The organism is uncultured Brevundimonas sp. (assembly GCF_937863155.1).
In the GTDB taxonomy this organism is placed as follows: Bacteria; Pseudomonadota; Alphaproteobacteria; order Caulobacterales; family Caulobacteraceae; genus Brevundimonas.
Genome location: NZ_CALMFB010000005.1, coordinates 1 through 23,790, shown reverse-complemented (window position 1 = coordinate 23,790; position 23,790 = coordinate 1). Strand labels below are relative to the sequence as shown.

The following is a 23,790-nucleotide window of genomic DNA, read 5'->3' as shown; positions in this document are numbered from 1 at the left end:
CAAGCGGCGCACGATTTCGCCCGAGCGCGAAGCGCCCTACATAGGATTCCAATGACAAAGACACCGAAACGACCCGCGAACGGCCTTCCCGACAAGGAGACGCTGGTCCGATTCCTCCGCGAAGCCGGAGAGGCCGACAAGGCCGACATCGCCCGCGCCTTCGGGCTGAAGGGCAATGAGCGCCGCATGCTGCGCGAGATGCTGAAGGAGCTGGAGGCCGAGGGCCGCCTGGGCAAGCGCGGCCGCAAGGGCTTTTCCGAGGCCGGCGCCCTGCCCCCCGTCGGCGTGGCCGATGTGGTCGAACGCGACGCCGACGGCGAACTGTATGTGCGGCTGGTCAAGGGCGGCGAGGACGCGCCCAGGGCCGTTCTGATGCCTGACCATGCGAAGGCGAAAGGCCCGGCCCCCGGCATGGGCGACCGGCTGCTGGTCAAATTCCAGCGCGGCGTCGACGGCTGGGAGGCCCGGCTGGTCAAGAAGCTGGACACCGAGGCCAACCGCGTCCTGGGCGTGATCCGCAAATCGGCGCGCGAGACCCGCGTCGAGCCGGTCGACAAACGCTCCAGGGACGTGCTGATCGTGCCGCAGGCTCAGGGCCAGGACTTGCGCGACGGCGACCTGGTGCTGGCGGCCATCGAGCGGGGCGAGCATCGCTATGGTCCCAAGCGCGGCAAGGTGCTGGAGACCATCGGCCGCGAGGACGACCCGCGCGCCGCCTCCATCCTGGCCATCCATGCCCATGGGGTGCCGATCGGGTTTTCAGACGCCGTCGAGGCCGAGGCCGCCGACCAGGAACTGCCGACCCTGAAAGGGCGCGAGGACCTGCGCGCCATCCCCTTCATCACCATCGACCCCGCCGATGCGCGCGACCATGACGACGCCGTCTATGCGGAACGGGACGAGGACGAGAAGAACCCCGGCGGCTGGGTCGTCTGGGTCGCCATCGCCGATGTCGCGGCCTATGTCCGGCCCGGGTCGACCCTGGACCGCGAGGCGCGGGACAAGGGCAATTCGACCTATTTCCCCGACCGGGTCGAGCCGATGCTGCCCGAGGTGCTGTCCAATGGCCTGTGCAGCCTGAAACAGGGCGAGAACCGCGCCTGCATGGCCGTGCGGATGGTGTTCGACAAGACGGGGCGAAAAACCGGCCACCGCTTCGTGCGCGGCCTGATGCGCAGCCACGCCAAGCTCAGCTACGAACAGGCGCAAGCCGCCATCGACGGCCAGCCGGACGATGCGACCGGCCCGATCCTGAAGACCATCCTGCAACCGCTGTGGCTGGCCTATCGCACCATGCTGATCGGCCGCGAGAAGCGCAGCCCGGTCCAGATCGAATCGTCCGAACGCCGCGTGAAGATGGGGCCGGACGGCGCCATCGCCTCCATCGAACGCCGCGTCAGCCTGGAGGCCCACCGGCTGATCGAGGAGATGATGATCCAGGCCAATGTCTCGGCCGCCGAGACTCTGGAGCAGAAGAAGACGCCCCTGATCTATCGCGTCCACGATGCGCCCAGCCAGGAGAAGATCTTCGCCCTGGCCGACTTCCTGTCGACCATCGGCAAGCCGTGGAACAAGGGCGAGCCGATCACCACCAAGCGGTTCAACCGGCTGCTGGACGAGACCCGCGACGGCCCCTACGCCCAGACGGTCAATGAGGTGGTCCTGCGCACCCAGATGCAGGCGATCTACAGCCCCGAGAACATCGGCCATTTCGGCCTGCACCTGGACCGATACGGCCATTTCACCTCACCCATCCGGCGCTATGCCGACCTGATCGTGCACCGGGCGCTGATCCGGGCGCTGAAGCTGGGGAACGACGGGCTGACCGACCGGGAGGTGGCGGAACTGTCGGGCATCGCCGAACACATCACAGAGACCGAGCGCCGGTCGATGGCGGCCGAGCGCGACGCCATGGACCGCTATATCGCCGCCTTCCTGGAAGACCGCGTGGGCGCCAGCTTCACCGGCCGGATCACCGGGGTGACCCGGTTCGGACTGTTCGTGCGGCTGGACGAAACCGGCGCGGACGGCCTGATCCCCGTCTCGTCGCTGGGCGACGAATATTTCGTCCACGACGACCGCACCCACGCCCTGGTCGGCCAACGCACGGGCCGCCGCTGGCCCCTGGGCAAGACGGTCGAGGCGCGGCTGGTGGAGGCGACGCCGGTCACCGGCGGCCTGGTGCTGGAGATGCTGTCCGACCCCGATCCGCGCGATCCCAACGCCCCGGCGCCGCGGCTGGGCATGCGCGGCCGCGGCGGCGACGGGCCGCCGATGCGCGGCAAGGGTCGATCCGGCGGACCCAAGCCCCGCAATGGGGGCAAACCCTCGGGCGGACTGAAGGGCGTGCGAAAGGGCAAGCGGCGCTGAGCCTTGGCGGCGGGGCTACGCTCGGATAGCGTCGCTTTCCGAACCCGGAGCCTGGCCATGACCCGTTTCGCCCTCACCGCCGCGCTTGGCCTTGTCCTGCTGGCGGCGCCCGCCGTCGCCAATGATTCCACCGCCGCCATGGGCGCGGGCGGGCTGGTGCTGCAACGCACCGACGGCATCCGCATGGTGTCCGAAGATCTGTATGTCTCGGCGCGCGAGGTGCGGGTGAAATACCGCTTCTTGAATCACACCGCCGAACCGATCGAAACCATCGTCGCCTTTCCCATGCCCGACATCGCCGGGTCGTGGGAGGAAAGCGTGGGCGGCGACGTCGACAGTGACCGGATCGTGCCCTTCATCACCTGGGTCGACGACCACGCCGTTCATGTCCAGCTGGAACGCAAGGCCATGCTGGGCGACCGCGACGTGACCGCCGAATTGGCGGCGATGAACCTGCCGTTCAGCCCCTCGGGCCAATCGGCCATGACGGCGATGGAGGCCCTGTCCGACCCCGACGCCGACCGCCTGGCCGCCGCCGGGCTGATCGCGGTCGAGCGTCAGGACGGCGCCCGCTGGATCACCACCAACTGGACGCTGAAGACCACCTGGTTCTGGACCCAGTATTTCGAGCCGGGCCGCGAGGTGGTGATCGAGCATCTCTACGCCCCGGCCACGGGCGGTTCGGCCGGCAGCATCGTCGGTGACCGCGAGAGCGACATACCGGACGCCGCAGCCGAATACGCGGCCCGTTATTGCACCGACCGCGACTTCATCGCCGCCGCTGCACGCAAGCGGGCCGAGGGGCTGTATCTGACCGAAACCTGGGTGAACTACATCCTGACCACCGGCGCCAACTGGTCCGGCCCCATCGGCGATTTCCGCCTGGTGGTGGACAAGGGCTCGCCCGACGCCCTGGTCAGCTTCTGCGCCGAGGGCGTGCGCAAGATCGGCCCGACCCAGTTCGAGGTGCGCCATCAGAACTGGACCCCGACGCGCGATCTGGAAATCCTGATCCTGACTGGTCACCGGCTGGACCCTTAGAAGGTCGGGCATGCTATGCAGGCGGCGTGTCCAGTCCGCCTGACCCCTTCGACGCCCGGCAAGACCTGGCCGACGCGCCGCGTGTCGGCGGTCGCCAGACACCCAAGGACGCCGCCACCCTGATCTTGACCCGCCGGTTGCGCGGGCGCGACCAGGTGCTGATGGGCCGCCGCGCGCCGGGCCATGTCTTTATGGCGTCGAAATGGGTGTTTCCGGGCGGCCGGATCGAACGTGCCGATTTCAGCGCCGCCTTCGCCACGGCGCCGTCGTCCGACGTGCTGGGCCGCCTGTCACGCGAGATGCCCGCCCGGCGCGCCCGCGCCCTGGCCCTGACCGCCGTGCGCGAAACGTTCGAGGAGACGGGCCTGCTGCTGGCCGCATCGGCGCCGGTCGCCTCTGTCGCCGGGCCGTGGCGCGAGTTTCGGGCCGAAGGCGCCCTGCCGGACCTGGCGGCCCTGGCCTATGTCGCCCGCGCGGTGACGCCGCCGGGCCGCACGCGCCGGTTCGACGCCCGCTTCTTCATGGCCCCGGCCGAGGCCCTGCTGCATCCCGAACCCACGGCCGGGTCGGGCGAACTGGACGAGATCGCCTGGCTGGATCTGGACGATGCCCGCGACCAGGATCTGCCGGCCATCACCCGTTTCGTCCTGGGCGAAGTGCACGAGCGGCTGGCGACGCCGGACCGCCCCCTGCCCTTCGTGCGCATGGTGCGCGGGCGCCATGTGGTGGATCGCCTGGATTAAGGCGGTGGTCGGGGCGAGAGGATTCGAACCTCCGACCCTCTGCTCCCAAAGCAGATGCGCTACCAGGCTGCGCTACACCCCGACACGGCCGTCTGAACGCAATCTTGGCGCGGACGCGATGGCGTCCGACACGATTTCGCCCTGAGGAGCGCCGTCTCTACAGGGCTTCCCCCGCCGGAGCAAACCCGGCCCGGACAATCAGAAGTCGCGGCCGTTGACCCGCTCGGCCTGCCAGTCCCAGGGCGCGATGTCGGTCAGGGTGCGCACGTTCACGGCCACCGTCTCGGTCCCGTCGGGCATCGTCCCATAGGCGAAAGACTGGACCCCGCAGGTGGGGCAGAATTGATGCGCGATCTTGTGGGCGTTGAACCGGTATTCGGTCGTCGGCCCGTCGCGGGTCACGCGAAAGGACGAACGCGGCGCAAAGGCCAGCACCAAGCCTTTTCTGAGACAGTGACTGCAGTTGCATTCCACCAGCCCCTCCAGCCCCGTATCGACCTCATAGGCCACGGCGCCGCAATGGCACGAACCGGCGTGGGTTTTCGTCTCGGCCATCAGGCGTCCTCCAGCAGCACCACGCCGGGTGCGGATTTCAACGCCCCGCGCAGGGCGCCGTCCAGGCGATAGCGGCCCGGCAGTTTAAGCTCGACCTCGCGCCGCCCGTCCAGCGAGGCGATCAGCGATATTTCCCCGCCCCGCCCCTCGGCGCCCTTGGCCCGCTCCAGCCGCGCCTTCAGCGCCGCCACATCGGCGGACCGCGCCGAGACATGGACCCGCAGCTCGGCCGCCGCATCATCCAGCAGGGCATCCATCGGCCGGGCGTCGTCGCCGAAGAAGCGTACCTCGCCATCCGCCGCCTTGGCCCGCACCCGCACCATGACCGAGGCGCCCGGCTCCAGCATTTCGCGACAGCGGCGCAACTGTTCGGGCGGGAACAGGCACTCGAACTCGCCGGTCGGGTCCGAGAAGGTGACGAAGGCGAATTTCTCGCCCGTTCGCTGGCTGGCGCGTTCCTGGCGACGGCGCACGACGCCGGCCATCTGGAAGGCCTCATGCCCTGCTTCGGCCAGGGCCGTCGCCTCGGCCACGAAGGTCACCCGCTTGCGCTTCAGCGCCGGGATCATGTCTTCCAGCGGGTGTCCCGACAGATAGAAGCCGACGGCCGAAAGCTCTTCGTCCAGGCGTTCGGGGCCGACCCAGGGTTCGACCGGTTTCAGGCGCGGGCGCGCGGCATGGGCCTGGTCGCCGCCGAACAGATTGACCTGGGCGCTGGCCCGCTCGGCCGCCACGCTCTGGCAATAGGCCATCAGGACGTCGGCCTGTTCGACCAGTTGGCGCCGGTTGGGGTGAATCGTGTCGAAGGCGCCGGCGCGGGCCAGATTCTCCAGCGCCCGCTTGTTGACGCTGCGCGGATCGACCCGCTCCAGGAAGTCGAAGATGTCGGTGAAACGCCCGCCGGTGTCGCGCACCTCGATGACGTGTTTCATCGCCTCCAGCCCGACGTTGCGGATGGCGCCCAGGGCGTACAGAACCGCCCCCTGTTCATTGTCCCAGGCCACATCGAAGTCGGCGGACGAGACGTTCACATCCGGCGGCCGCACCGTCACGCCGAAACGGCGGCAGTCCTGATAGAAGACCGCCAGCTTGTCGGTGTTCGACAGGTCCAGGCTCATGGACGCGGCCATGAACTCGACCGGATGGGTCGCCTTCAGCCAGCCGGTCTGGAACGAGATCAGCGCATAGGCCGCCGCGTGCGACTTGTTGAAGCCATAGCCCGCGAACTTGGCCACCAGGTCGAAGATGCCGCCGGACTGTGCCTCTGGCACGCCCTTTTCGGATGCGCCCTTGACGAAGCGCGCCCGCTGGAAATCCATCTCCTCCTTCTTCTTCTTGCCCATGGCCCGGCGCAGCAGGTCGGCCTCGCCCAGGCTGTAGCCCGCCAGGATCTGGGCGATCTTCATCACCTGCTCCTGGTAGATGATGACGCCATAGGTCTCGGTCAGAACCTCGGTCAGGCTGGGGTGCAGGTAATCGACTTCCGCACGGCCGAATTTGCGGTCGATATAGGTGTCGATCATCTCCATCGGCCCGGGCCGATACAGCGAGATCAGGGCGGTGATCTCCTCGATCGAGCCGCAGCGCATTTTCCGCAGGGTGTCGCGCATGCCCTGGGATTCCAGCTGGAACACCCCGACCGTCTGGCCCGAGGCCATCAGTTCGTAGGTCGCCGGATCGTCCAGCGGCAGGCCGTTCCAGTCCGGCGCCGCGCCGCGCCGTTCCAGATATTGCCGCGCCCGATCCAGCACCGTCAGGGTCTTCAGGCCCAGGAAGTCGAACTTCACCAGACCCGCCGGCTCGACCCATTTCATATTGAACTGGGTGGCGGGGATGTCGGAACGCGGGTCCTGATACAGCGGCGTCAGCTCGACCAGCGGCCGGTCGCCGATGACGATGCCCGCCGCGTGGGTCGAGGCGTTGCGATACAGCCCCTCCAGCTCCAGCGCCGTCTCCAGCAGATTCTTGACCGAGGCCTCGGCGTCGCGGGCCTCCTGCAGGCGCGGCTCGATCTCGATGGCCTGGGCCAGGGTGGTGGGATTGGCCGGATTGTTCGGCACCATCTTGGCCAGGCGATCCACCTGGCCCAGCGGCAGTTGCAGCACCCGACCCACGTCGCGCAGCACCGCCCGCGCCTGCAGGGTGCCGAAGGTGATGATCTGGGCCACCCGGTCCTTGCCGTAGTGGTCCTGGACATAGGCGATCACCTCCTCCCGCCGCTCCTGGCAGAAGTCGATGTCGAAGTCGGGCATGGACACCCGCTCGGGGTTCAGGAACCGCTCGAACAGCAGGCCGAACCGCAAGGGGTCCAGATCGGTGATGGTCAGGGCCCAGGCGACCAGCGAACCGGCGCCCGACCCCCGGCCCGGCCCCACGGGAATCCCGTGCGACTTGGCCCATTTGATGAAGTCCGACACGATCAGGAAATAGCCGGGGAAACCCATCTGCTGGATGATGGAGACTTCCCAGTCCAGCCGGGTCCAATAGTCCGCTTCGGGCGCGGCGGGCGTGACCTGTTTCAGCCGTTCCTTCAGCCCCTCGCGCGCCTGGTGCGCCAGTTCGTCGTCTTCCGACCGCCCCGCGCCGGTGTCGAACCGCGGCAGGATGGGCGCGCGGGTCTGCACCAGAAAGGCGCAGCGACGCGCGATATCCAGGGTGTTGTCGCAGGCTTCCGGCAGGTCGGCGAACAGCGACCGCATCTCGGCCGCCGGCTTGAACCAGTGCTGGCCGGTCACCCGGCGCCGATCGTCCTGGCCGATGAAGGCGCCGTCGGCGATGCACAGCAGGGCGTCATGCGACCGCGCCTGGGCCGCCCGCGCGTAATAGACGTCATTGGTGGCCACCAGACGGGCGTCGTGGGCATAGGCCCATTCGACCAGCCCCCGCTCAGCCGCCTGTTCGTCCGGCGTCCCGTGCCGCTGAAGCTCGACATAGAAACGGTCGCCAAACGCCGCCTGCATGGCCGCCAATGCCTGGGCCGCCTCGTCCGGCTTGCCCTGAACGAACAGGGGATCGACGGGACCATCGGGGCCGCCCGACAGCAGGATCAGCCCCTCGGACCGCGCCGCCACCTGATCCCAGGGCACGCCCGGCTCGTCCATGGCGCCGGCGTCCAGATAGGCCGAGGACGACAGGGCGCACAGGTTCAGCCAGCCCGTCTCGTTCTGGACCAGCAACACCACGGTCGGCGTCCGCGCCCAGCGCGGAGCCGGCCGCCCACCGATGCCCGTGACCGGCAGGGCGCAGCCGACGATCGGCTGGACCCCCGCCTCACGCGCCGACTGGCTGAACTCCAGGGCGCCGAACAGATTGACGCGGTCGGTGACGCCCACCGCCGGCATGCCGTTGTCGGCCGCCATCCGCCCCACCTTGCCCGCCTTGATCGCGCCTTCCAGCAGCGAATAGGCGCTGCGGACGCGCAGATGGACAAAGCCTGTGTCAGCGCCGTCGGTGATGGCCCGCTCTCCCTCGGCAGGCCGAAAACGACTCATTGCGCCAGCAGCGCCGCCTGCCACACCATCCAGACAAAGCCGCCGCACGACGCAAGCGACAGCAGGTCCCGAACCCAACGCGACATGGCCTTATCCCCAGACTGTTTGTTCTGGGAATGTTCTATGTTCCACCTATGTTCCCGTCAAGCGCCTAATTGTCGGACGGCATGAACCCGATGCGCGACAGGCCGGCGACCAGGGCCGCAGTGTTGGGCGACTGGGTTTTCCGCAGCAGGCTGGCGCGGAAGAACTCGACCGTGCGCGGGCTGAGGTTCAGGTCCAGGGCGATCTGTTTGGTGGTGCGGCCGTTCACCAGCCGCTCGGCCACCTGACGCTCGCGGCGGGTGAAGGTCAGGGTGTCCGGCATGACCGTCGATACCAGGATGTCGCGGCCCCGACGCACGGCGGCGACCAGCGCGTCTTCGCCCACCGGCTTCTGCAGCACATTGTCGACGCCCAGGCGCATGGCGTCCACGGTGGTCAGCACATCGACATAGGCGCTGAGCAGGATCACGGCGTGGCGTTGCAGGGCGCAGAAGGCGCTGACCAGATCCAGCCCCTCGATGCCGGGGATCTTCAGATCCACGATGATGCAGGTCGGTTCCGCGTCCGAGGCCCACATCAGGGCGTCCAGAGGATCGGCGAACGGCGTAACCTGCACCCCTGCCCCCTCCAGGATCATGGTGGTCAGTCGCAGGATGGCGGGGTCGTCGTCGATCACCGCGACATGCAGCGCCAGACCTTCACCCACAACGGCCTGCGGCGGCGTCATGGACGCCGCTTCGGGATCGGGCGCTGGGGGCGGGCGCGTGTTCATGGACTCCAAGGCGGACGTATCTCGACTCAAACCGTTCAGCCTTGACCATTACAGGCACAGCCGGGCGAATGAACCTCGTAATCCCACGCAATTGCGCATGGCGGCGGCATGTCTAAAGCCGCGACATGGATACGGCGTTCTCTCAATCCGGCGGCCGGCAGGCAGTCCTGTGCCTGGCGCGAATGACGCCGGCCGCGCGGTCCGGCCGCCCCGAAGCCCTGTTGAACGTGACGCGCCGACTGGCCCAGATGCAGCAGGTGACCTGCATCATACTGGATATCCAGGACACCCTGGTCACTGTGCTGGCCGGACAGGAAGCCGCACTGGACAGCCTGATGCAGGTCATGGAGGCCAGTCTTTGGCATGACGGGCCGCACGTCGTGGGGCTGCGCCAGGCCGCGCCGCCCATGGGCCTGACCCGTTCCGCCGTCCGCCCCGTTCTGCTGGAAAGCGAGAAGCGCTGGCTGGAACATGAGGTCGCCTGCGCCGACCCGCGACACGCGACGGTTTTCGCCCTGCTGGACTGGGCCATTCTGCGCAATCTGGAAGAGGGCCTGTTGGGCGCCTGCGGGCGCAAGGCCGCCTTCCCTACCTTGCCGCCGGAACGCCGGGATCATCGTTCCTGATCGCATCCGCGATGCGGCCTTCAGAGTGCGGGCCGGGTTGAAGAACCCGCCGGGACAAACCGGCCGATACCTTTCATGATGCGCGCCGTTGCATGCCTGGGAACCCGGACTTCATGACCGCCGTTTCGACTACCTGATGCCCAGCCCTTCCGCCCGGCGCTTTGAACAGGTCTTGCGACCCACGCCGGCGGGCCTGTGGTGCGAACCGGGCGACTTCTACATCGACCCGCCGGGACCGGTGGCGCGCGCGGTCATCACCCATGGTCATGCCGACCATGCGCGGTCGGGCCACGGCGCCGTCCTGGCCACGCCCGAGACCCTGGCCATCATGGGCGAACGTTACGGCGCCGACTTCGCCACGACGACCCAGGCTCTGGCCTATGGCGAGCGGCTGACGGTCGGAGGCGTCCAGGTGTCGCTGGCGCCCGCCGGCCACGTGCTGGGTTCGGCCCAGGCGACGGTGCGATGCGACGGGATCACCATCACCGCCTCGGGCGACTACAAGCGGCGGCGCGACCCGACCTGCGCGGGGTTCCAGCCGGTTCCCAGCGACGTCTTCATCACCGAGGCGACCTTTGGCCTGCCGGTGTTTCGCCACCCGCCCGATACGCAGGAGATCGGCCGCCTGCTGCGTTCGGTGCAGCAGTTTCCAGAGCGCGCCCATCTGGTCGGCGCCTATGCCCTGGGCAAGGCGCAGCGGGTGATCCGCCTGTTGCGCGAGGCAGGTTATGACGAGACCATCTACGTCCATGGCGCTCTGGAGCGGCTGAACCGCCTCTATCAGCATTTCGGCGTCGATCTGGGGCCGCTGGCGCCGACGACAGGGTCCAAGGCGGACTTCGCCGGGCGCATCATCATCGCCCCGCCATCGGCCGTCGCCGACCGCTGGAGCCGACGTTTCCCCGATCCGGTCACCGCCTTTGCGTCCGGGTGGATGAGCGTGCGCGCGCGTGTGCGCCAGCGGGGCGTGGAACTGCCGCTGATCCTGTCGGACCACGCCGACTGGGACGAACTGACCGCCACCCTGAGCGAACTGTCGCCACAGGAGGTGTGGATCACCCATGGCCGCGACGACGCCCTGCGCCGCTGGGCCGAGCTGCAGGGGCTGAAGGCGCGGGCGCTGCACCTGGTCGGCTATGACGACGAGGATGATGACTGATGCGCGCCTTCGCCGCCCTGCTGGACCGGCTGTCGTTCACGGCGTCGCGCAACGCCAAGCTGCGGTTGATCCGCGATCATCTGGCCGATGCGCCGGACCCGGATCGGGGCTGGGCGCTGGCGGCGCTGACGGGCGGGCTGTCGTTCAATGCCGCCAAGCCGGCCATGATCCGCCAGGCGGTCGAAGGGCGGGTCGATCCCGAGCTGTTCCGCCTGTCCTATGACTATGTCGGCGACCTGGCCGAGACGGTCGCCCTGATCTGGCCGGCGCAGCACGGCGCCAACCGCGAGCCGGAGCTGTCCGAGGTGATCGACGCCCTGAACGGCGCCCGGCGCGGCGAGGTTCAGGGCCTGCTGGAAACCTGGCTGGACGCCCTGGACGCCGACGGGCGCTGGGCGCTTCTGAAACTGGTGACCGGGGGTTTGAGGGTCGGGGTGTCGGCGCGGCTGGCCTGGCAGGCGGCGGCCGATTACGGCAGAGTTCAGGTGGCCGACATTCAGGAGGTTTGGCACGCCCAGGCGCCCCCCTATGCCGACCTGCTGGCCTGGCTGGACGGCAAGGCGGACCGCCCCTCGGCCCAGGCGCCGGGCCGCTTCCGCCCCGTCATGCTGGCCCAGCCGATCGACGAGGCGGCCGACCTGCCGCGCCTGGACCCCGCCGCCTACGCCGCCGAATGGAAATGGGACGGCATCCGGGTTCAAGCCGTCAGCGAAGGCGGGGTGAAACGGCTCTACAGCCGCACGGGCGAAGACGTCTCGGCCGCCTTTCCCGATGTGGTGGCGGCGCTGGACTATGACGGGGTGATCGACGGCGAACTGATGGTGCTGCGCGACGGGCGGGCGGCGCCGTTCGGCGACCTGCAGCAACGGCTGAACCGCAAGACGGCCGACGCCCGACTGATGGCCAGCCATCCGGCGGGCGTGCGCGCCTATGACCTGCTGGCGGCCGATGGCGAAGACCTGCGCGCCCTGCCGTTCGTCCAGCGACGGGCGCGGCTGGAAGCCCTGGTGGCCGCCGTCGGTTCGGACCGCATCGACCTGTCGCCGCTGGTGGCTTTTTCAACCTGGGACGACCTGGCCGCCGCCCGCGCCGCGCCGCCGCCCGGCGACGCCCGGTCGGCCGAAGGGCTGATGCTGAAACGGCGGGACAGCGTCTATGAGGCCGGCCGTCCCAAGGGGCCGTGGTTCAAATGGAAGCGCGATCCGCACCTGATCGACGCGGTGCTGATGTACGCCCAGCGCGGGCACGGCAAACGGTCCAGCTTCTATTCCGACTACACCTTCGGCGTCTGGACCCAGGACGCGGACGGGGTTCACGCCCTGACCCCGGTGGGCAAGGCCTATTTCGGCTTCACCGACGAGGAGCTGAAGCAGCTGGACAAATTCGTGCGTGATCACACGGTCGAGCGGTTCGGCCCGGTGCGCGCGGTGCGGGCCGACCGCACATTCGGCCTGGTGCTGGAGGTGGCGTTCGAGGGTCTGCAACGCTCCAAACGCCACAAGTCGGGCGTGGCCATGCGCTTTCCCCGCATCAACCGCATCCGCTGGGACAAGCCGGCCAAGGAGGCGGACGAACTGCCGACGCTGGAACGGATGCTGGACTAACGGCCGCCCAGCCGACCGAACGCCCGCGCCCCGAAAACAGCGAAAAACATGAGGGAAATCTGGCGGAGACGGAGGGATTCGAACCCTCGGTACCCCTTACAGGGTACGACGATTTAGCAAACCGTTGCCTTCAGCCACTCGGCCACGTCTCCGGCAGGCGGCGTGGATAGCGGAGCCGGCGGCGGCGCGCAATCCGGCAGGGTCAACTTCGTGGCCGTTAACGTGATCTAGAGGCCGGACATGCAGCTTGGCCGGACCGTTTTCGCTGCATGGACGCCCATGGCCGACTCTCTGTCTCGACGCGTGTTGGAGGCCGCCCCGGCGCCCGCCGGCGCCCCGGCGCTTCAGGCCTATGCCGCCCAGCGTATGGGTCAGGGAGCCGATGGCGCGGCGCGGCGCGGGCCGTTCCGGCCCGAGGTCTGGCTGAACACCCGGCAACGGGCGGCGGCGCGGCTGGCGCCCCATTATTTCCGGGCCATCGACGCCAGTGTGGCGGTGGTCCTGGCGCTGGGCTGCGCCTGGGCGGCGTCGCCGGTGAACCTGATCCAGGCGCCCCTGGCGGCCATTCTGCCCTATGCGCTGGGCGCCTTGGTGATGCTGTGGCTGGTGCGGCGGATGGACCTTTATCGGTTCGGCCGTGACGAGGGCCTGGGCGCGCATCTGGCCAAGGTCGCCGTGTGCGGCGTCGCCGGCGGCGGCGTGGCCATCGGCCTGACGGCGGCGTTCGCACCGGGGACCGCGGCGATCACGGCGGCCGTCATCTGGACCGCCCTGGCGACCCTGTGCCTGTATGGGCTGCATCTGGCGTGGCGCGGCGTGGTCGGACGCTGGCGGGCTTCGGGCGCCCTGACGCCCAATGTGGTCATCGTCGGCGCCACCCGACATGCCGAGGCCCTGATCCAGGAGGCGCTGAAGCGGCGCGATCTGAACATCCTGGGCGTGTTCGACGACCGGCTGGCGCGGTCGCCCGACGCCGTGGCCGGGGTGCCGGTGCTGGGCCGGGCCGAAGACCTGCTGACCCACCGGCTGACCCCCTATGTCGACCGCATCGTCGTGGCCATCGACCCCAAGGCCGAGGCGCGGGTGCGCGAGTTGACCGGACGCCTGTCGGTTCTGCCCAATCCGGTCACCCTGCTGGTCGATCCGCATGGCGAGGACGAGCGCAACGCCGCGCTGGAGCGTCTGGCCCGCACGCCGCTGGCCAGTCTGGACGGGCCGATCGACCCGGACCGCAAGGCGTTTCACAAACGGATCCAGGATCTGATGCTGGGCCTGGTCGCCCTGGTCGCCCTGTCCCCGGTGCTGGGGCTGATCGCCCTGGCGGTGCGGCTGGACAGCCCCGGCCCAGCCCTGTTCCGCCAGCGGCGGCACGGCTTCAACCACGAAGAGATCGTGGTGTGGAAATTCCGCACCATGCGTCACGCCGCCGCCGACGCCACCGCCAGCCGCCAGGTCACGGCCGACGACGACCGCATCACCCGCGTGGGCCGCTTCCTGCGCTCGACCAGCCTGGACGAGCTGCCGCAACTGCTGAACGTGGTGCGGGGGGAAATGTCTCTGGTCGGCCCGCGTCCGCACGCCATCGGCATGAAGACCGGCCAGGTGGAATCCGCGCGCCTGGTCGCCGACTACGCCCACCGCCATCGCATCAAGCCGGGCATGACCGGCTGGGCCGCCATCAAGGGCTCGCGCGGGCCGCTGCACACCGCCGCCGACGTGCGCCGCCGGGTGCAGTTGGACGTCGAATATATCGAGCGCCAATCCTTCTGGATGGACCTGTGGATCATGACGGTCACCGTGCCGGTGCTGCTGGGTGACCGCGCGGCGGTTCGATGAGTCGGGGGCGCTGAGATGTTCTGGCGCGGGGTCTGGGGCTATCTGCCCGCCAATATCGTGCAGGGGGTGGTCGGCTTCCTGACCATCGTGGCCTTCACCCGCCTGCTGAGCGCGGAAGAGTTCGGCCGTTACGCCCTGGCGTTCTCGGTCATGACCCTGGCCCATGTGGCGGTGTTCAGCTGGCTGGAGGCGGCCATGGCGCGCTTCTGGGCGGCCCAGAGGACCGATCTGGACACGGCCGACCATTTCGCCGGCCTTTATCGATCCGCCTTCGCGATTGGCATCGTCTTTCTGATCGTCACCACCGCCGTGGTGCTGCTGGCGCCGCTGGAGCCGCTGTTCCGCTGGGCGTTGGCGGCGGGGCTTTACGGGGCGCCGATCCGGTGCCTGGTCAAGCTGGCGCAGGAGCGGTATCGCGCCGCCGGCGAAGTGTCGCGGGCCGCCGGCCTGGACATGGCCACGGCCATCGGCGGCCTGGCCATCGGGGTCGGTTTCGCCCTGGCCGGCGCGGGGGCCGCAGCGCCTCTGATCGGGCTGGCGCTGGCGCCGCTGCTGACCCTGCCCTTCATCCTGCCGGGCGAATGGCGGCGGGCGACCGGCGGTGTGCTGGACCCCGTGCGGATGGGCGATTACGCCCGGTATGGCTATCCGATCGCGGCGGGCCTGTCGTTGGCGCTGGTGCTGGCATCCACCGACCGCTTCCTTCTGGCAGCCTTCATGAACGAGGCGGCGGTGGGCGCCTATCATGCCGGCTACAGCATCGCCAATCGGACGCTGGACGTGCTGTTCGTCTGGCTGGGCGCGGCGGGCGGGCCGGCCATGGTCATGGCGCTGGAGCGCGGGGGCATGGAGCGGCTGAAGGAGGCGGCGCGCGAACAGGCGTCCACCTTCATGCTGATCGGCCTGCCGGCCGCCGTGGGCGTGGCCCTGGTGGCGCGGCCGCTGGCGCAATTCATGGTGGGCGAGGATCTGCGTGACGCAGCGGCGGTGGTTACGCCGTGGATCGCCCTGTCGGCCCTGCTGTCGGGCTTTACCTATTACTATGTGAACCAGGCCCTGACCCTGGGGCGGCGCACCGGCCTGCTGCTGCCGGCCATGGCCGTGCCGGCGGCGGCGAATGTGGTGCTGAACCTTCTGCTGATCCCGCGCTTCGGCGTGCTGGGGGCGGCCTGGGCGACGGCGGCCAGCTTCGCCATCGGCCTGGCCTTTTCGATGATTCTCACGCGGCGGGTGATGGCCCTGCCCATCCCGCTGGACACCCTGGTGCGATGCGGCGTCGCCTGTGCGGTGATGGCGGCGGCGGTCGCGCCCCTGCCGGCCATCGGCGGCCTGCCTGAGCTGATGCTGGACGCCTCAGTGGGAGCGGCGGTCTACGCCGCCGTGGCTTTGGTGCTGAACGCCGCCGGGGTGCGGGATCTGGCCCTGCGCCTGCTGGCGCGCCGCAAGGGAGCCTTGGCGTGAGCAAGCGCATCCAGACCATCGACAGCGCCAGCCGACGCCGCGCCAGGCCCGCCCTGTCGGTGCTGATCCCCTTTCTGCACGACGATCCGTCCGACCTGCTGGCCCGGCTGGACGAAGAGGCGGCCGCGCTGGAAGGCTCGGTCGAGGTCGTGGTTCTGGACGACGGCACCAATGACGCCGATCTGACCGCCCGCCTGTCGGCCCAGGTGCGCGCCCTGCGCCTGCCCGCGCGCCTGATCGTGCTGAAGACCAACGAGGGCCGCAGCCAGGGGCGCAACCGTCTGGCGGCGGCGGCGCGGGGCGGCAGCCTGTTGTTCCTGGACAGCGACATGCGGCCGGACCATCGCCGGTTCCTTCAGGACTGGGCCGATCTGGTCGCGCGCGAAGACCCGGCCGTGGCCTTTGGCGGCTTTTCCCTGTTGCAGGCCCCGGATGAAGCGCGGTTCGCCGTGCATCGGGCCATGGCGACCCGGTCCGACTGCGTGCCCTATACCCAGCGCGCGCGTCAGCCCGAGAAATACGTCTACACCTCCAACCTGCTGGTCCGCCGCGACGTGTTCCAGGCCGAGGCCTTCGACGCAGGTTTCTCCGGCTGGGGCTGGGAGGATGTGGAATGGGCCATGCGGGTGTCGCGCCGGTTCCGCGTCGTGCACCTGGACAATCCGGCCACCCACATGGGCCTGGATACGGTCGAGAGCCTGAGCGCCAAATACGAACAGTCGGCGCCGAATTTCGCCCGCGTGGTGGCGCGCCATCCCGATATCGTCAGCGGCTATCCCAGCTATCGCGCCGCGCGGCTGCTGAAGCGCGTGCCGGGGCTGGCCGCCGTTCGGCCGTGGATGAAGCGGGCCGCGGCCCTCGCCTGGCTGCCGGTCGGGGCGCGGGCCTTTTCGCTGCGGCTGTATCGCGCGGCCCTTTACGCCGAGGCGGTGTGATGGCGCGCGCGGGCGTCAGCGTCGTCATTCCCACCCTGCGCCGCCCGGCCGAGCTTGAGCGCGCCCTGGTCTCCGTCTTCGCCCAGACAGGCGTGGCGGACGATCTGATCAGCATCGTGGTGGCCGATAACGATCCGCAGGGGTCGGCCGCGCCGGTGGTCCAGCGCCTGAGCGCCGCCGCCCCGGTTCCTCTGGTCTATCGCCATGCGCCCACGCCGGGGGTGGCCACGGCCCGCAATGCGGCGCTGGCGGAAACCGACGCCGCCCTGATCGCCTTTCTGGACGATGACGAGGTCGCCACGCCCGGCTGGCTGGCGGCCCTGATCGCAACGCAGCGGTCGACGGGCGCCGACGCCGTGTTCGGTCCGATCCGGGGGCGGGCGCCGGACGCCAAACCGTGGCTGAGGCCCTATCTGGAATGCTTCTTCGGCCGCGAAGGCCCGGCCCAGACCGGCCTGATCCCCCACAGCTACGGCTGCGGCAATTCCCTGCTGGTGCGGGCGACCGCCCTGCCCGGCCCGGCGCCGTTCGATGTCGGCGCCGACCAGTCGGGGGGCGAGGACGACGCCCTGTTCGCCGCCCTGGCTGCGCGCGGCGGCCGCTTCGGCTGGGCCGCCGACGCCTGGGTCGATGAATACGCCCCGGCCCATCGCGCCACCCTGACCTACGCCCTGGCCCGCGCATTCGCCTATGGCCAGGGCCCCAGCCAGACCGCCGCCCGCGCCCGCGACTGGCCCGCCGTCGTGCGCTGGATGGTCATCGGCGCGGCCCAGGCGACCGTGTATGGCCTGGCTGCCCTGGGCCTGACGCTGATCCTGAACCCGCGCCGGGCCGACATGCTGGATCGCGCCGCGCGCGGCCTAGGAAAACTGTTCTGGATGAGGGGGTTCGAGCCGCATTTCTATGGCGCGCGCGAACTGGCCCGCCTGGATCGCGCCTAGCCCGTCAGCCGCCTCAGGAAGGCCGGCGGGCGATAGGTGGCGCGGTTGACCACGGCCCCGGCGATGCGGCCGCCCACGGCCTCGATCTCGTCACGCAGGATGACCGGCTCGTGCGCCGCCGTGGTCTCGGCCGCGACCACCAGTATGGTGGCGTCGACGAAGGGCGCCAGGGTGATGGCCATGTCGCTGCGGTCCGCGGCCGGGCTGTCGATCACCACCGTGTCGGCATGGCGGCGCAGGGCGTCCCAATAGCCCGGTTCGCCCAGCACCTCGACCCGCTGGCCCGAGCGCAGCACCTCGGTGGCGAAGCGGGTGATCCACAGCCGACCGCCCAGGCACGGGCGCGCCGTCAGCAGCCGCGCCGGGACCACCGGCTGGCCCTGACGGTCCACGACCCTTGGGGTGACGGCGAAGAAGCTGGACCCATCGGGCGAGGCCACGGCCGGGCGGCCCAGACGACCGAACCGCTCCGGCTCGGCGCCCACGGATTCCAGCTGGCCCTGTTGCAGCAGGTCGCCGTCCACCAGCCAGACCGGGCGTCGCGCGCGAACGGCGGCTAACCGCGCAAACTCGCGCGCCACGGTCGAGACGCCCTCGCCCGTGCCGGCGGCCGCGAACTGGATCACGCGGCCGCGATGCTGCGGCGCCGGACCCAGCGCCGCCCACAGGCCAGCCATTTCGGACGTCAGATCGACCATCGAATCGGTTACGCGCCTTGCCGCATCGCGTCAGGCTAGCATGCTCAGGTCGCCTTGGCCGGGGCCACCGCCAGAACCGGCATCTCCAGCGTCCGACCGGCCGAATCCGCCGTCACGAACCCCCGCCGCGTGAAGATGCGAACCAGGCCGACGCACAGGGCCGTGAACCCCGCGAACAGGAAGGCCAGGGCCATCAGCGGCGCCTTCAGGCTCTTGCCCCGCGACGGGGTCTGGGCCCGTTCGATGACGGTGACATTGTCGGCACCGGCGGCCACCAGGGCGCCGTCGGCGCGGCTCTGGGCCTCGCGCTGCTGGAACTCGCGCACCGAGCCTTGCAGCATCTCGCGATTACCCGACAGGACCGCGTTTTCCGATTCCTGGCGGGTCAGGGACTGCTGCCGCTCGCGGATGAAGGCCAGTTGCTGTTCGGCCGCCGACAGGCGCGCGCGCAGGGAATCGCGCTCGGCCAGGGTGTTGATGCGCGTGGTCTCCAGTTCGACCCAGATCGGGTTGGGGCCGGTGCGGACCTCCTTAGCCCCGACCGCCGTGCCGGTGGCCACATATTGCTGCAGGGCCGCGATGCGGGCGTCGATGTCGGTCACCGGCTGGCTTTGCGGCGTATAGCGGGCCAGCAGGTTTTCGCGTTCGGTCCGCAGTTGCAGGATCTGGTCCTGGGCCGAGATGTTCAGGTCCTGTTGCAGGGCGACCTCGGCCGGGGTGGCCGCCTGCTGGGCCGTCAGGCTTTGCAGCCGCCGGTCCGCCGCCGCCAGGGCCAGCTCCGACGACAGCTTGTCGGTCATGGCGTTCTGATAGGCGGTGGCCAGGGCCGTCTTGGCGGCGGTGAAGTCGCCGATGTCGTTGGACGACTGAAACTGTTCATAGGCGGTGTCGGCGGCCTCCAGATCGCTCTGGAACGCCTCGCGCTGGGCGCCGATGGCCGGGCTGGTGCGGTCCTGAAACACCTGGCGGCGATAGATCAGATACTGGTCGATGACCGCGTTCAGCACCTGGGCCGACCAGGCCGCGTCGTCGCTTTCAAAACCGACGTGGATCACGGCGCTGCCGGGCGTGGTGCCGACCTTCAGCCCGTCGCCGACCGCCTTGACCGCCGCGGCCTCCTGCTGCTCGGCGCTGCCGGTCGCGGGCTTGCCGCGCTGGAACACCTGGACGCCCAGGGCGCGCACCACCCGCTGCTTGACCGTCTGGCTGGACAGGATTTCCGCTTCGGCGGCCGCCACCTGATCGCCGTTCGGCGCCTGGCCCCGCTCGGTCGTCTGGCCCACGCGCGGCTGATAGACATATTCCTGGCCCACCCCGGCGAACAGGCTGGCGCTGGCCATATAGGTGCGCTTCTGCGTCAGCAGCACCGCCGCCGCCCCGATGGCGAACACCAGAAGGAAGACCACGATCATCAGCCACAGGTCGCGGAACAGCAGGCCGACGATATCGGCGACGCCATAACGCGGGCGGGCTGTCACATAGGTCGCCGTGCGCATGGGTTGGGGCCGAATCCGTTCAATACTGGCGCTTGTGGCGACAGTGGCGACCCGGCGTTAACCATCGGTTACCCATAAGTCGCCAGCCTGACGCCTGAACCTGTTCCCGCCCGCCTTAGAACCGGAGTCCGCGTGCGCATGACCCCAGATCGCCGCCTGTTCCTGCTGGGCGCCGCCGCCCTGCTTTCGGGCTGTGCGGCGGGCGGTGCGCGCGCGACTGCGCAAGACCGGGTCCAGCGGGTGCAGGCCGAGCGTTTCCCCGACATCCCCTTCGCCGACTGGACCGACGACGAGCCGGAGTATGTGCTCTATCCCGGCGACGAGATCGAGATCGCCACCCCCACGGCGCCCGAGTTGACCCGCACCCTGCGCGTCGGGCCGGATGGGCGGGTGTCCCTGCCCCTGGTCGGGCAGTTGATGGCGGCGGACCGGACCATCGCCGAACTGGAGGCCGCCTGTTCCGGCGCCTACGCCTCGCAACTGGTGCGGCCGGTGGTCGAGATCACCCTGAAACAGGCCGGGCCGCTGAAGGTCTGGGTGGCCGGAGAGGTGCGGACCCCCGGCGTTCTGGACATGAACGGCGACATCGACGCCTATCAGGCGGTGGTCCAGGCGGGCGACTTCCTGCCCACGGCCAAGCCCCAGCAGACGGCCCTGATCCGGCGCGGACCGGGCGGACGGCGGATGATGCGGGTGATCGACCTGAGGCCCCGTCGCGGCGAGGTCGTGGCCCTGCGGCGCGGCGACCTGATCTATGTGCCGCGCAGCAATCTGGGCGAACTGGCCAACTTCTTCACCCAGGTGCGCAACGCCCTGCCGATCGGCTTCAACTATACGATCAACGGGCAGTATCAGAATTTTTAGGGCGCAAGGCGCGTCGGGTCGGAAGGTCCCGAAGGACCGACGACCGCGCCCCAAGGATCAGGCGACCAGCCGAACCACGCCCGCGTCGATATATTGACGGGCCGCGCGCTGGGCCTCCGCGATCTCTTCTCGCTCCATCTCCTGGCTCATTTCGCGGCGGTACAGACGCGCCTCGACCGAGCCCTTCATGGCCGCCAGGTTGAAGATCATGTGGGCCGAGACCCGGTCCATCGGGCACCCGCCCGAGCCGGCCGAATACATCATGCCCAGCCGGAACAGGGCGTCCCCGTCCATGTCGGCCGTCGGCAGCGGCAGGGCCGCCTGGGCGTTGTCGTGCGCCAGTTCTTGCGCGTTCATCACCGTATCCTCCAGGCGTCGCCGTTCTGGCCCGCCTCTCCTGATACGCGATCAAATACCCGCGGTTTGAAGTTAAAGTTAACAGCGAAAGGGTGCGCGGGGACTTTTCAGTAAAGCGAAAATGAATACTGAAACACCGATTCAGACATCCTCAATCGAACCGAAAGGATCGATTCATAATCACCGCCCGCGCTGGCCGAACAGCACCTTGCGCGCCGCCTCGGCGCCGGCGCCGGACCCGCCCAGGTCGCGGCGCAGGTCATCCCCCACCGCCCGGCCCGCGATGACCGCCGGACGCGCGCCCACCCGTTCGACCCAGGCCTTCAGGTTCGGGAACTCCTGAATGTTCTGCCCCTGAAGCGTGGGCAGGATCCACGGCCAGGCGGCCATGTCGGCGATGGAGTAGTCGCCGGCGATATAGTCGCGATCCGCCAGCCGCCGGTCCAGCACACCGTAAAGACGATGCGTCTCGTCCGTATAGCGGCGGACGCCATAGGCGATCTGGCGCTGGTCCTTGATGATCGCCGGGGCGTACTGGCGGAAATGGTGCGTCTGGCCCGCCATCGGGCCCAGGCCCCCGACCTGCCAGCACAGCCATTGATCCACCTCGGCCCGGCCGCGCACATCGGCGGGATAGAAGCGGCCTGACTTCTGACCCAGATATTGCAGGATGGCCCCGGATTCGAAGATCGAGATCGGCTGGCCGTCCGGGCCGTCAGGGTCGATGATGGCGGGCATGCGGCCATTGGGGCTGATGGCTTGAAACTCGGGCGCGAACTGCTCGCCCGCCCCGATGTTCACCGGCCGCACCTGATAGGGCAGGCCCATTTCCTCCAGCGCGATGGAGACTTTCCAGCCATTGGGCGTGGGCCAGTACCAGAGTTCGATGGGCTGGGTCATGGGGGTCTCCTGAAGACTGCTGCAACCGATCTGGTGACGGTTTCTGACGGGCGCAACCGCCTGAACCCGCCGTTCAGGGACGGTTCATGCGCCGGGGCCGAGCGTGCGGGCATTAACCGGACGCTCGGGGGGCGGGCGCCGACATCGATGGAGACCCTATCATGAACCGCATGACCAAGGCCGCCGTCGTCGCCATCGCCCTGGCGACCACCGCCGCCCCCATGGCCGCCGAGGCCCAGAGCCGACGCGACGACCGCCGCGAATGGCGTCAGGATCGTCGCGATGACCGTCGCGAATGGCGTCAGGATCGCCGGGACGACCGGCGCGAATGGCGTCAGGACCGCCGCGAGTGGCGTCAGGATCGTCGCGATGACCGCCGCGACTGGCGCCAGGACAACCGCCGCAACGACCGCTGGGACCGCAACAACCGCGACTGGTGGCGGGGCCGCGCCGAATTCCGCGACTATCGCGGCGCGCGTCAGGGGTACTGGTACGCCCCCGGCCACGGCTATTATCGCGTCGAGCCGCGCTATTACGGCCAGCGCTGGCAGCGCGGCGGCTATCTGCCCCCGGCCTATCGCCACTACTATGTGAACGACCCCTACTATTACGGCCTGCCGCCGGCGCCGCGCGGGTATCGCTATGTCCATGCGGGCAGCGACATCGTGATGATCGCCCTGGCGTCGGGCCTGATCGCCAGCGTGCTGTACGACATCTTCTAGACCCCGCCATCCAGGCCCCGCGGACGAACCCGCGGGGCCGCCTTCCTGGAGCCATCGGCTTCCAGGCGCATCGAGAACGAGACGCTCCATGAAACGCACCCTGATGGTCTTCTGCGCCATCTCCGCCTTCGCCGTACCGGCGGCGGCGCCCCTGGCCGTGCTGGCCCAGGACGGCCCCCAGGCCGAAGAACGCGACAGCCCGCGCAACCGCGGCCGCTCCAATGGCGGTCGCCAGCAGGAAGCGCGCCAGGAACAGCCGAACGCCGACCAGCCACGCCCCGACGACCGACCGCGTCCCGAGCGTCCGCAACGGCCGCAACAACCGCCGCCGCAACCTCAACAGCCTTCGGCGCCGAATGGCGGCGGTCAGGGCTGGAATCGCCCGGATCGCCCCGACAGGCCCCAGAACCGGCCAGATGCCCGGCCCGACGCCCGACCCCAGCGGCCGGACAGCCCCAACCGCCCTGACCGGCCCGGCGGCGGCCAGAGCCGTCCCGACCGGCCTGACCGGCCCAACGACGGCGGCTGGAACCGTCCGCGCGAAGGCGATGGCGGCAATGGCGGCCGTGGCGGCTGGAACCGTCAGGAGCGGCCGGATCGTCCCGACCGCCCCAACCGGCCCGACCGGCCGCGCGACAACGACGGCTGGAACCGCCCCGACCGGCCGAACCGCCCGGACCGCCCGCGCGACAACGACCGTCCGAACCGGCCCGACCGTCCGGGCGGCAACTGGAACAACGACCGCCGCGACCGCGACCACCGCGAGTTCCGCCAGCGCTTCAACCGCGATCATTGGCGCAATGACTGGGGCCGGCGCCACAGCCGTCCCGACTGGTGGCGCAACGACCGCTATTTCCGTGGCTGGTCGGGCGTGCGCATCGGCTTCTATTTTGCGCCGGGCTACGGCTACTACAATGTGCCCCGCAGCTATTGGGGTCGGCGCTACTATGAAGGCGACTATCTGCCGTCGCTGTTCTGGCGCTATGAAATCCGCGACTGGGCCTATTGGGGCCTGCCCTACCCGCCCGCCGGCACCATGTGGGTGTTCGTGGACAACAGCATCTATCTGGTCGACCGCTACGACGGCTATGTGGTCGAGGCGATCTACGACGCCTGGCGCTGGTAGGTTTCGGCGCGACGAAGAAGGCCCCGGAGAGCGATCTCCGGGGCCTTT

General features: G+C 69.4%; 20 protein-coding genes and 2 tRNA genes. 13 read left to right on the top strand and 9 right to left on the bottom strand.

Translation table 11 applies throughout. The annotated features are described in order from the left end of the window. Window positions 1-51 precede the first annotated feature (51 nt). The 3 genes from rnr to Q0581_RS00430 are packed head-to-tail and all read left to right on the top strand — an operon-like array spanning window position 52 to window position 4,154. Complete coding sequence (gene rnr / locus Q0581_RS00440; protein ID WP_298696285.1) at window positions 52-2,370, top strand: ribonuclease R; 2,319 nt, start codon at window positions 52-54, stop codon at window positions 2,368-2,370. Between the two features lie 57 nt (window positions 2,371-2,427). Then, window positions 2,428-3,411, top strand: coding sequence for a DUF4424 domain-containing protein (locus Q0581_RS00435; RefSeq protein WP_298696283.1), 984 nt, complete (start codon window positions 2,428-2,430; stop codon window positions 3,409-3,411). 26 nt (window positions 3,412-3,437) lie between these two features. Then, window positions 3,438-4,154 (top strand): NUDIX hydrolase, encoded by a 717-nt coding sequence (locus Q0581_RS00430; protein WP_298696282.1) that lies wholly within the window; start codon window positions 3,438-3,440, stop codon window positions 4,152-4,154. Window positions 4,155-4,159: 5 nt separating this feature from the next. On the opposite strand, the gene Q0581_RS00425 is transcribed toward Q0581_RS00430, so the two are convergent. From Q0581_RS00425 to Q0581_RS00410, 4 genes are all read right to left on the bottom strand, one after another. Further along, window positions 4,160-4,236, bottom strand: a tRNA-Pro gene (locus Q0581_RS00425). Window positions 4,237-4,352: 116 nt separating this feature from the next. After that, window positions 4,353-4,709: a GFA family protein gene (locus Q0581_RS00420; protein ID WP_298696281.1), complete on the bottom strand. Its 357-nt coding sequence runs from the start codon at window positions 4,707-4,709 to the stop codon at window positions 4,353-4,355. Further along, the gene (dnaE, locus tag Q0581_RS00415; RefSeq protein WP_298696280.1) at window positions 4,709-8,200 is read right to left on the bottom strand and encodes a DNA polymerase III subunit alpha; all 3,492 of its coding nucleotides are present in this window, start codon (window positions 8,198-8,200) and stop codon (window positions 4,709-4,711) included. The genes Q0581_RS00420 and dnaE overlap by 1 nt, the downstream gene beginning before the upstream one ends. Before the next feature lie 151 nt (window positions 8,201-8,351). Continuing rightward, window positions 8,352-9,017, bottom strand: a complete 666-nt coding sequence (locus Q0581_RS00410; RefSeq protein WP_298696279.1) for a response regulator — start codon at window positions 9,015-9,017, stop codon at window positions 8,352-8,354. 182 nt (window positions 9,018-9,199) lie between these two features. Here Q0581_RS00410 and Q0581_RS00405 point away from each other — a divergent pair, with 182 nt between their 5' ends. From Q0581_RS00405 to Q0581_RS00395, 3 genes are all read left to right on the top strand, one after another. Next, entirely contained in the window at window positions 9,200-9,643 is a 444-nt protein-coding gene (locus Q0581_RS00405) for a hypothetical protein (RefSeq protein ID WP_298696278.1), read from the top strand. 136 nt (window positions 9,644-9,779) lie between these two features. Continuing rightward, the gene (locus Q0581_RS00400; protein WP_298696276.1) at window positions 9,780-10,802 is read left to right on the top strand and encodes a ligase-associated DNA damage response exonuclease; all 1,023 of its coding nucleotides are present in this window, start codon (window positions 9,780-9,782) and stop codon (window positions 10,800-10,802) included. Beyond that, window positions 10,802-12,406 (top strand): cisplatin damage response ATP-dependent DNA ligase, encoded by a 1,605-nt coding sequence (locus tag Q0581_RS00395; RefSeq protein WP_298696275.1) that lies wholly within the window; start codon window positions 10,802-10,804, stop codon window positions 12,404-12,406. Before Q0581_RS00400 ends, Q0581_RS00395 begins: the two co-directional genes overlap by 1 nt. Window positions 12,407-12,466: 60 nt before the next feature. On the opposite strand, the gene Q0581_RS00390 is transcribed toward Q0581_RS00395, so the two are convergent. Then, window positions 12,467-12,558: transfer RNA gene (locus tag Q0581_RS00390), tRNA-Ser, on the bottom strand. A 127-nt stretch (window positions 12,559-12,685) separates the two neighbouring features. On the opposite strand from Q0581_RS00390, the gene Q0581_RS00385 reads away from it, so the two are divergent. Genes Q0581_RS00385 through Q0581_RS00370 form a run of 4 tightly spaced genes read left to right on the top strand, consistent with a single transcriptional unit; the run spans window position 12,686 to window position 17,579 of the window. Then, window positions 12,686-14,242 (top strand): exopolysaccharide biosynthesis polyprenyl glycosylphosphotransferase, encoded by a 1,557-nt coding sequence (locus Q0581_RS00385; protein ID WP_298696273.1) that lies wholly within the window; start codon window positions 12,686-12,688, stop codon window positions 14,240-14,242. A 15-nt stretch (window positions 14,243-14,257) separates the two neighbouring features. Further along, window positions 14,258-15,703 carry a lipopolysaccharide biosynthesis protein gene (locus tag Q0581_RS00380; RefSeq protein ID WP_298696270.1) on the top strand — a complete coding sequence of 482 codons (1,446 nt, stop codon included), beginning with the start codon at window positions 14,258-14,260 and terminating at the stop codon, window positions 15,701-15,703. After that, complete coding sequence (locus Q0581_RS00375) at window positions 15,700-16,638, top strand: glycosyltransferase (protein ID WP_298696267.1); 939 nt, start codon at window positions 15,700-15,702, stop codon at window positions 16,636-16,638. The genes Q0581_RS00380 and Q0581_RS00375 overlap by 4 nt, the downstream gene beginning before the upstream one ends. Beyond that, window positions 16,638-17,579 (top strand): glycosyltransferase family 2 protein, encoded by a 942-nt coding sequence (locus Q0581_RS00370; RefSeq protein WP_298696264.1) that lies wholly within the window; start codon window positions 16,638-16,640, stop codon window positions 17,577-17,579. The genes Q0581_RS00375 and Q0581_RS00370 overlap by 1 nt, the downstream gene beginning before the upstream one ends. On the opposite strand, the gene Q0581_RS00365 is transcribed toward Q0581_RS00370, so the two are convergent. Next, entirely contained in the window at window positions 17,576-18,277 is a 702-nt protein-coding gene (locus tag Q0581_RS00365; protein ID WP_298696262.1) for a hfsB, read from the bottom strand. The two genes, Q0581_RS00370 and Q0581_RS00365, sit on opposite strands and share 4 nt — an antisense overlap. A gap of 44 nt (window positions 18,278-18,321) precedes the next feature. Next, window positions 18,322-19,773 (bottom strand): Wzz/FepE/Etk N-terminal domain-containing protein, encoded by a 1,452-nt coding sequence (locus Q0581_RS00360; RefSeq protein ID WP_298696259.1) that lies wholly within the window; start codon window positions 19,771-19,773, stop codon window positions 18,322-18,324. A gap of 138 nt (window positions 19,774-19,911) precedes the next feature. On the opposite strand from Q0581_RS00360, the gene Q0581_RS00355 reads away from it, so the two are divergent. Then, window positions 19,912-20,637, top strand: a complete 726-nt coding sequence (locus tag Q0581_RS00355) for a polysaccharide biosynthesis/export family protein (protein WP_298696392.1) — start codon at window positions 19,912-19,914, stop codon at window positions 20,635-20,637. 57 nt (window positions 20,638-20,694) lie between these two features. On the opposite strand, the gene Q0581_RS00350 is transcribed toward Q0581_RS00355, so the two are convergent. Further along, on the bottom strand, window positions 20,695-20,994 hold the full coding sequence (locus Q0581_RS00350; protein ID WP_298696256.1) for a sel1 repeat family protein: 300 nt from the start codon (window positions 20,992-20,994) through the stop codon (window positions 20,695-20,697). 180 nt (window positions 20,995-21,174) lie between these two features. Then, window positions 21,175-21,894, bottom strand: a complete 720-nt coding sequence (locus Q0581_RS00345; RefSeq protein ID WP_298696253.1) for a glutathione S-transferase N-terminal domain-containing protein — start codon at window positions 21,892-21,894, stop codon at window positions 21,175-21,177. 161 nt (window positions 21,895-22,055) lie between these two features. On the opposite strand from Q0581_RS00345, the gene Q0581_RS00340 reads away from it, so the two are divergent. Together Q0581_RS00340 and Q0581_RS00335 are read left to right on the top strand one after the other, a co-directional pair. Continuing rightward, entirely contained in the window at window positions 22,056-22,616 is a 561-nt protein-coding gene (locus tag Q0581_RS00340) for an RcnB family protein (protein ID WP_298696250.1), read from the top strand. 88 nt (window positions 22,617-22,704) lie between these two features. After that, window positions 22,705-23,742, top strand: coding sequence for an RcnB family protein (locus Q0581_RS00335; RefSeq protein ID WP_298696247.1), 1,038 nt, complete (start codon window positions 22,705-22,707; stop codon window positions 23,740-23,742). Window positions 23,743-23,790 lie beyond the last annotated feature (48 nt).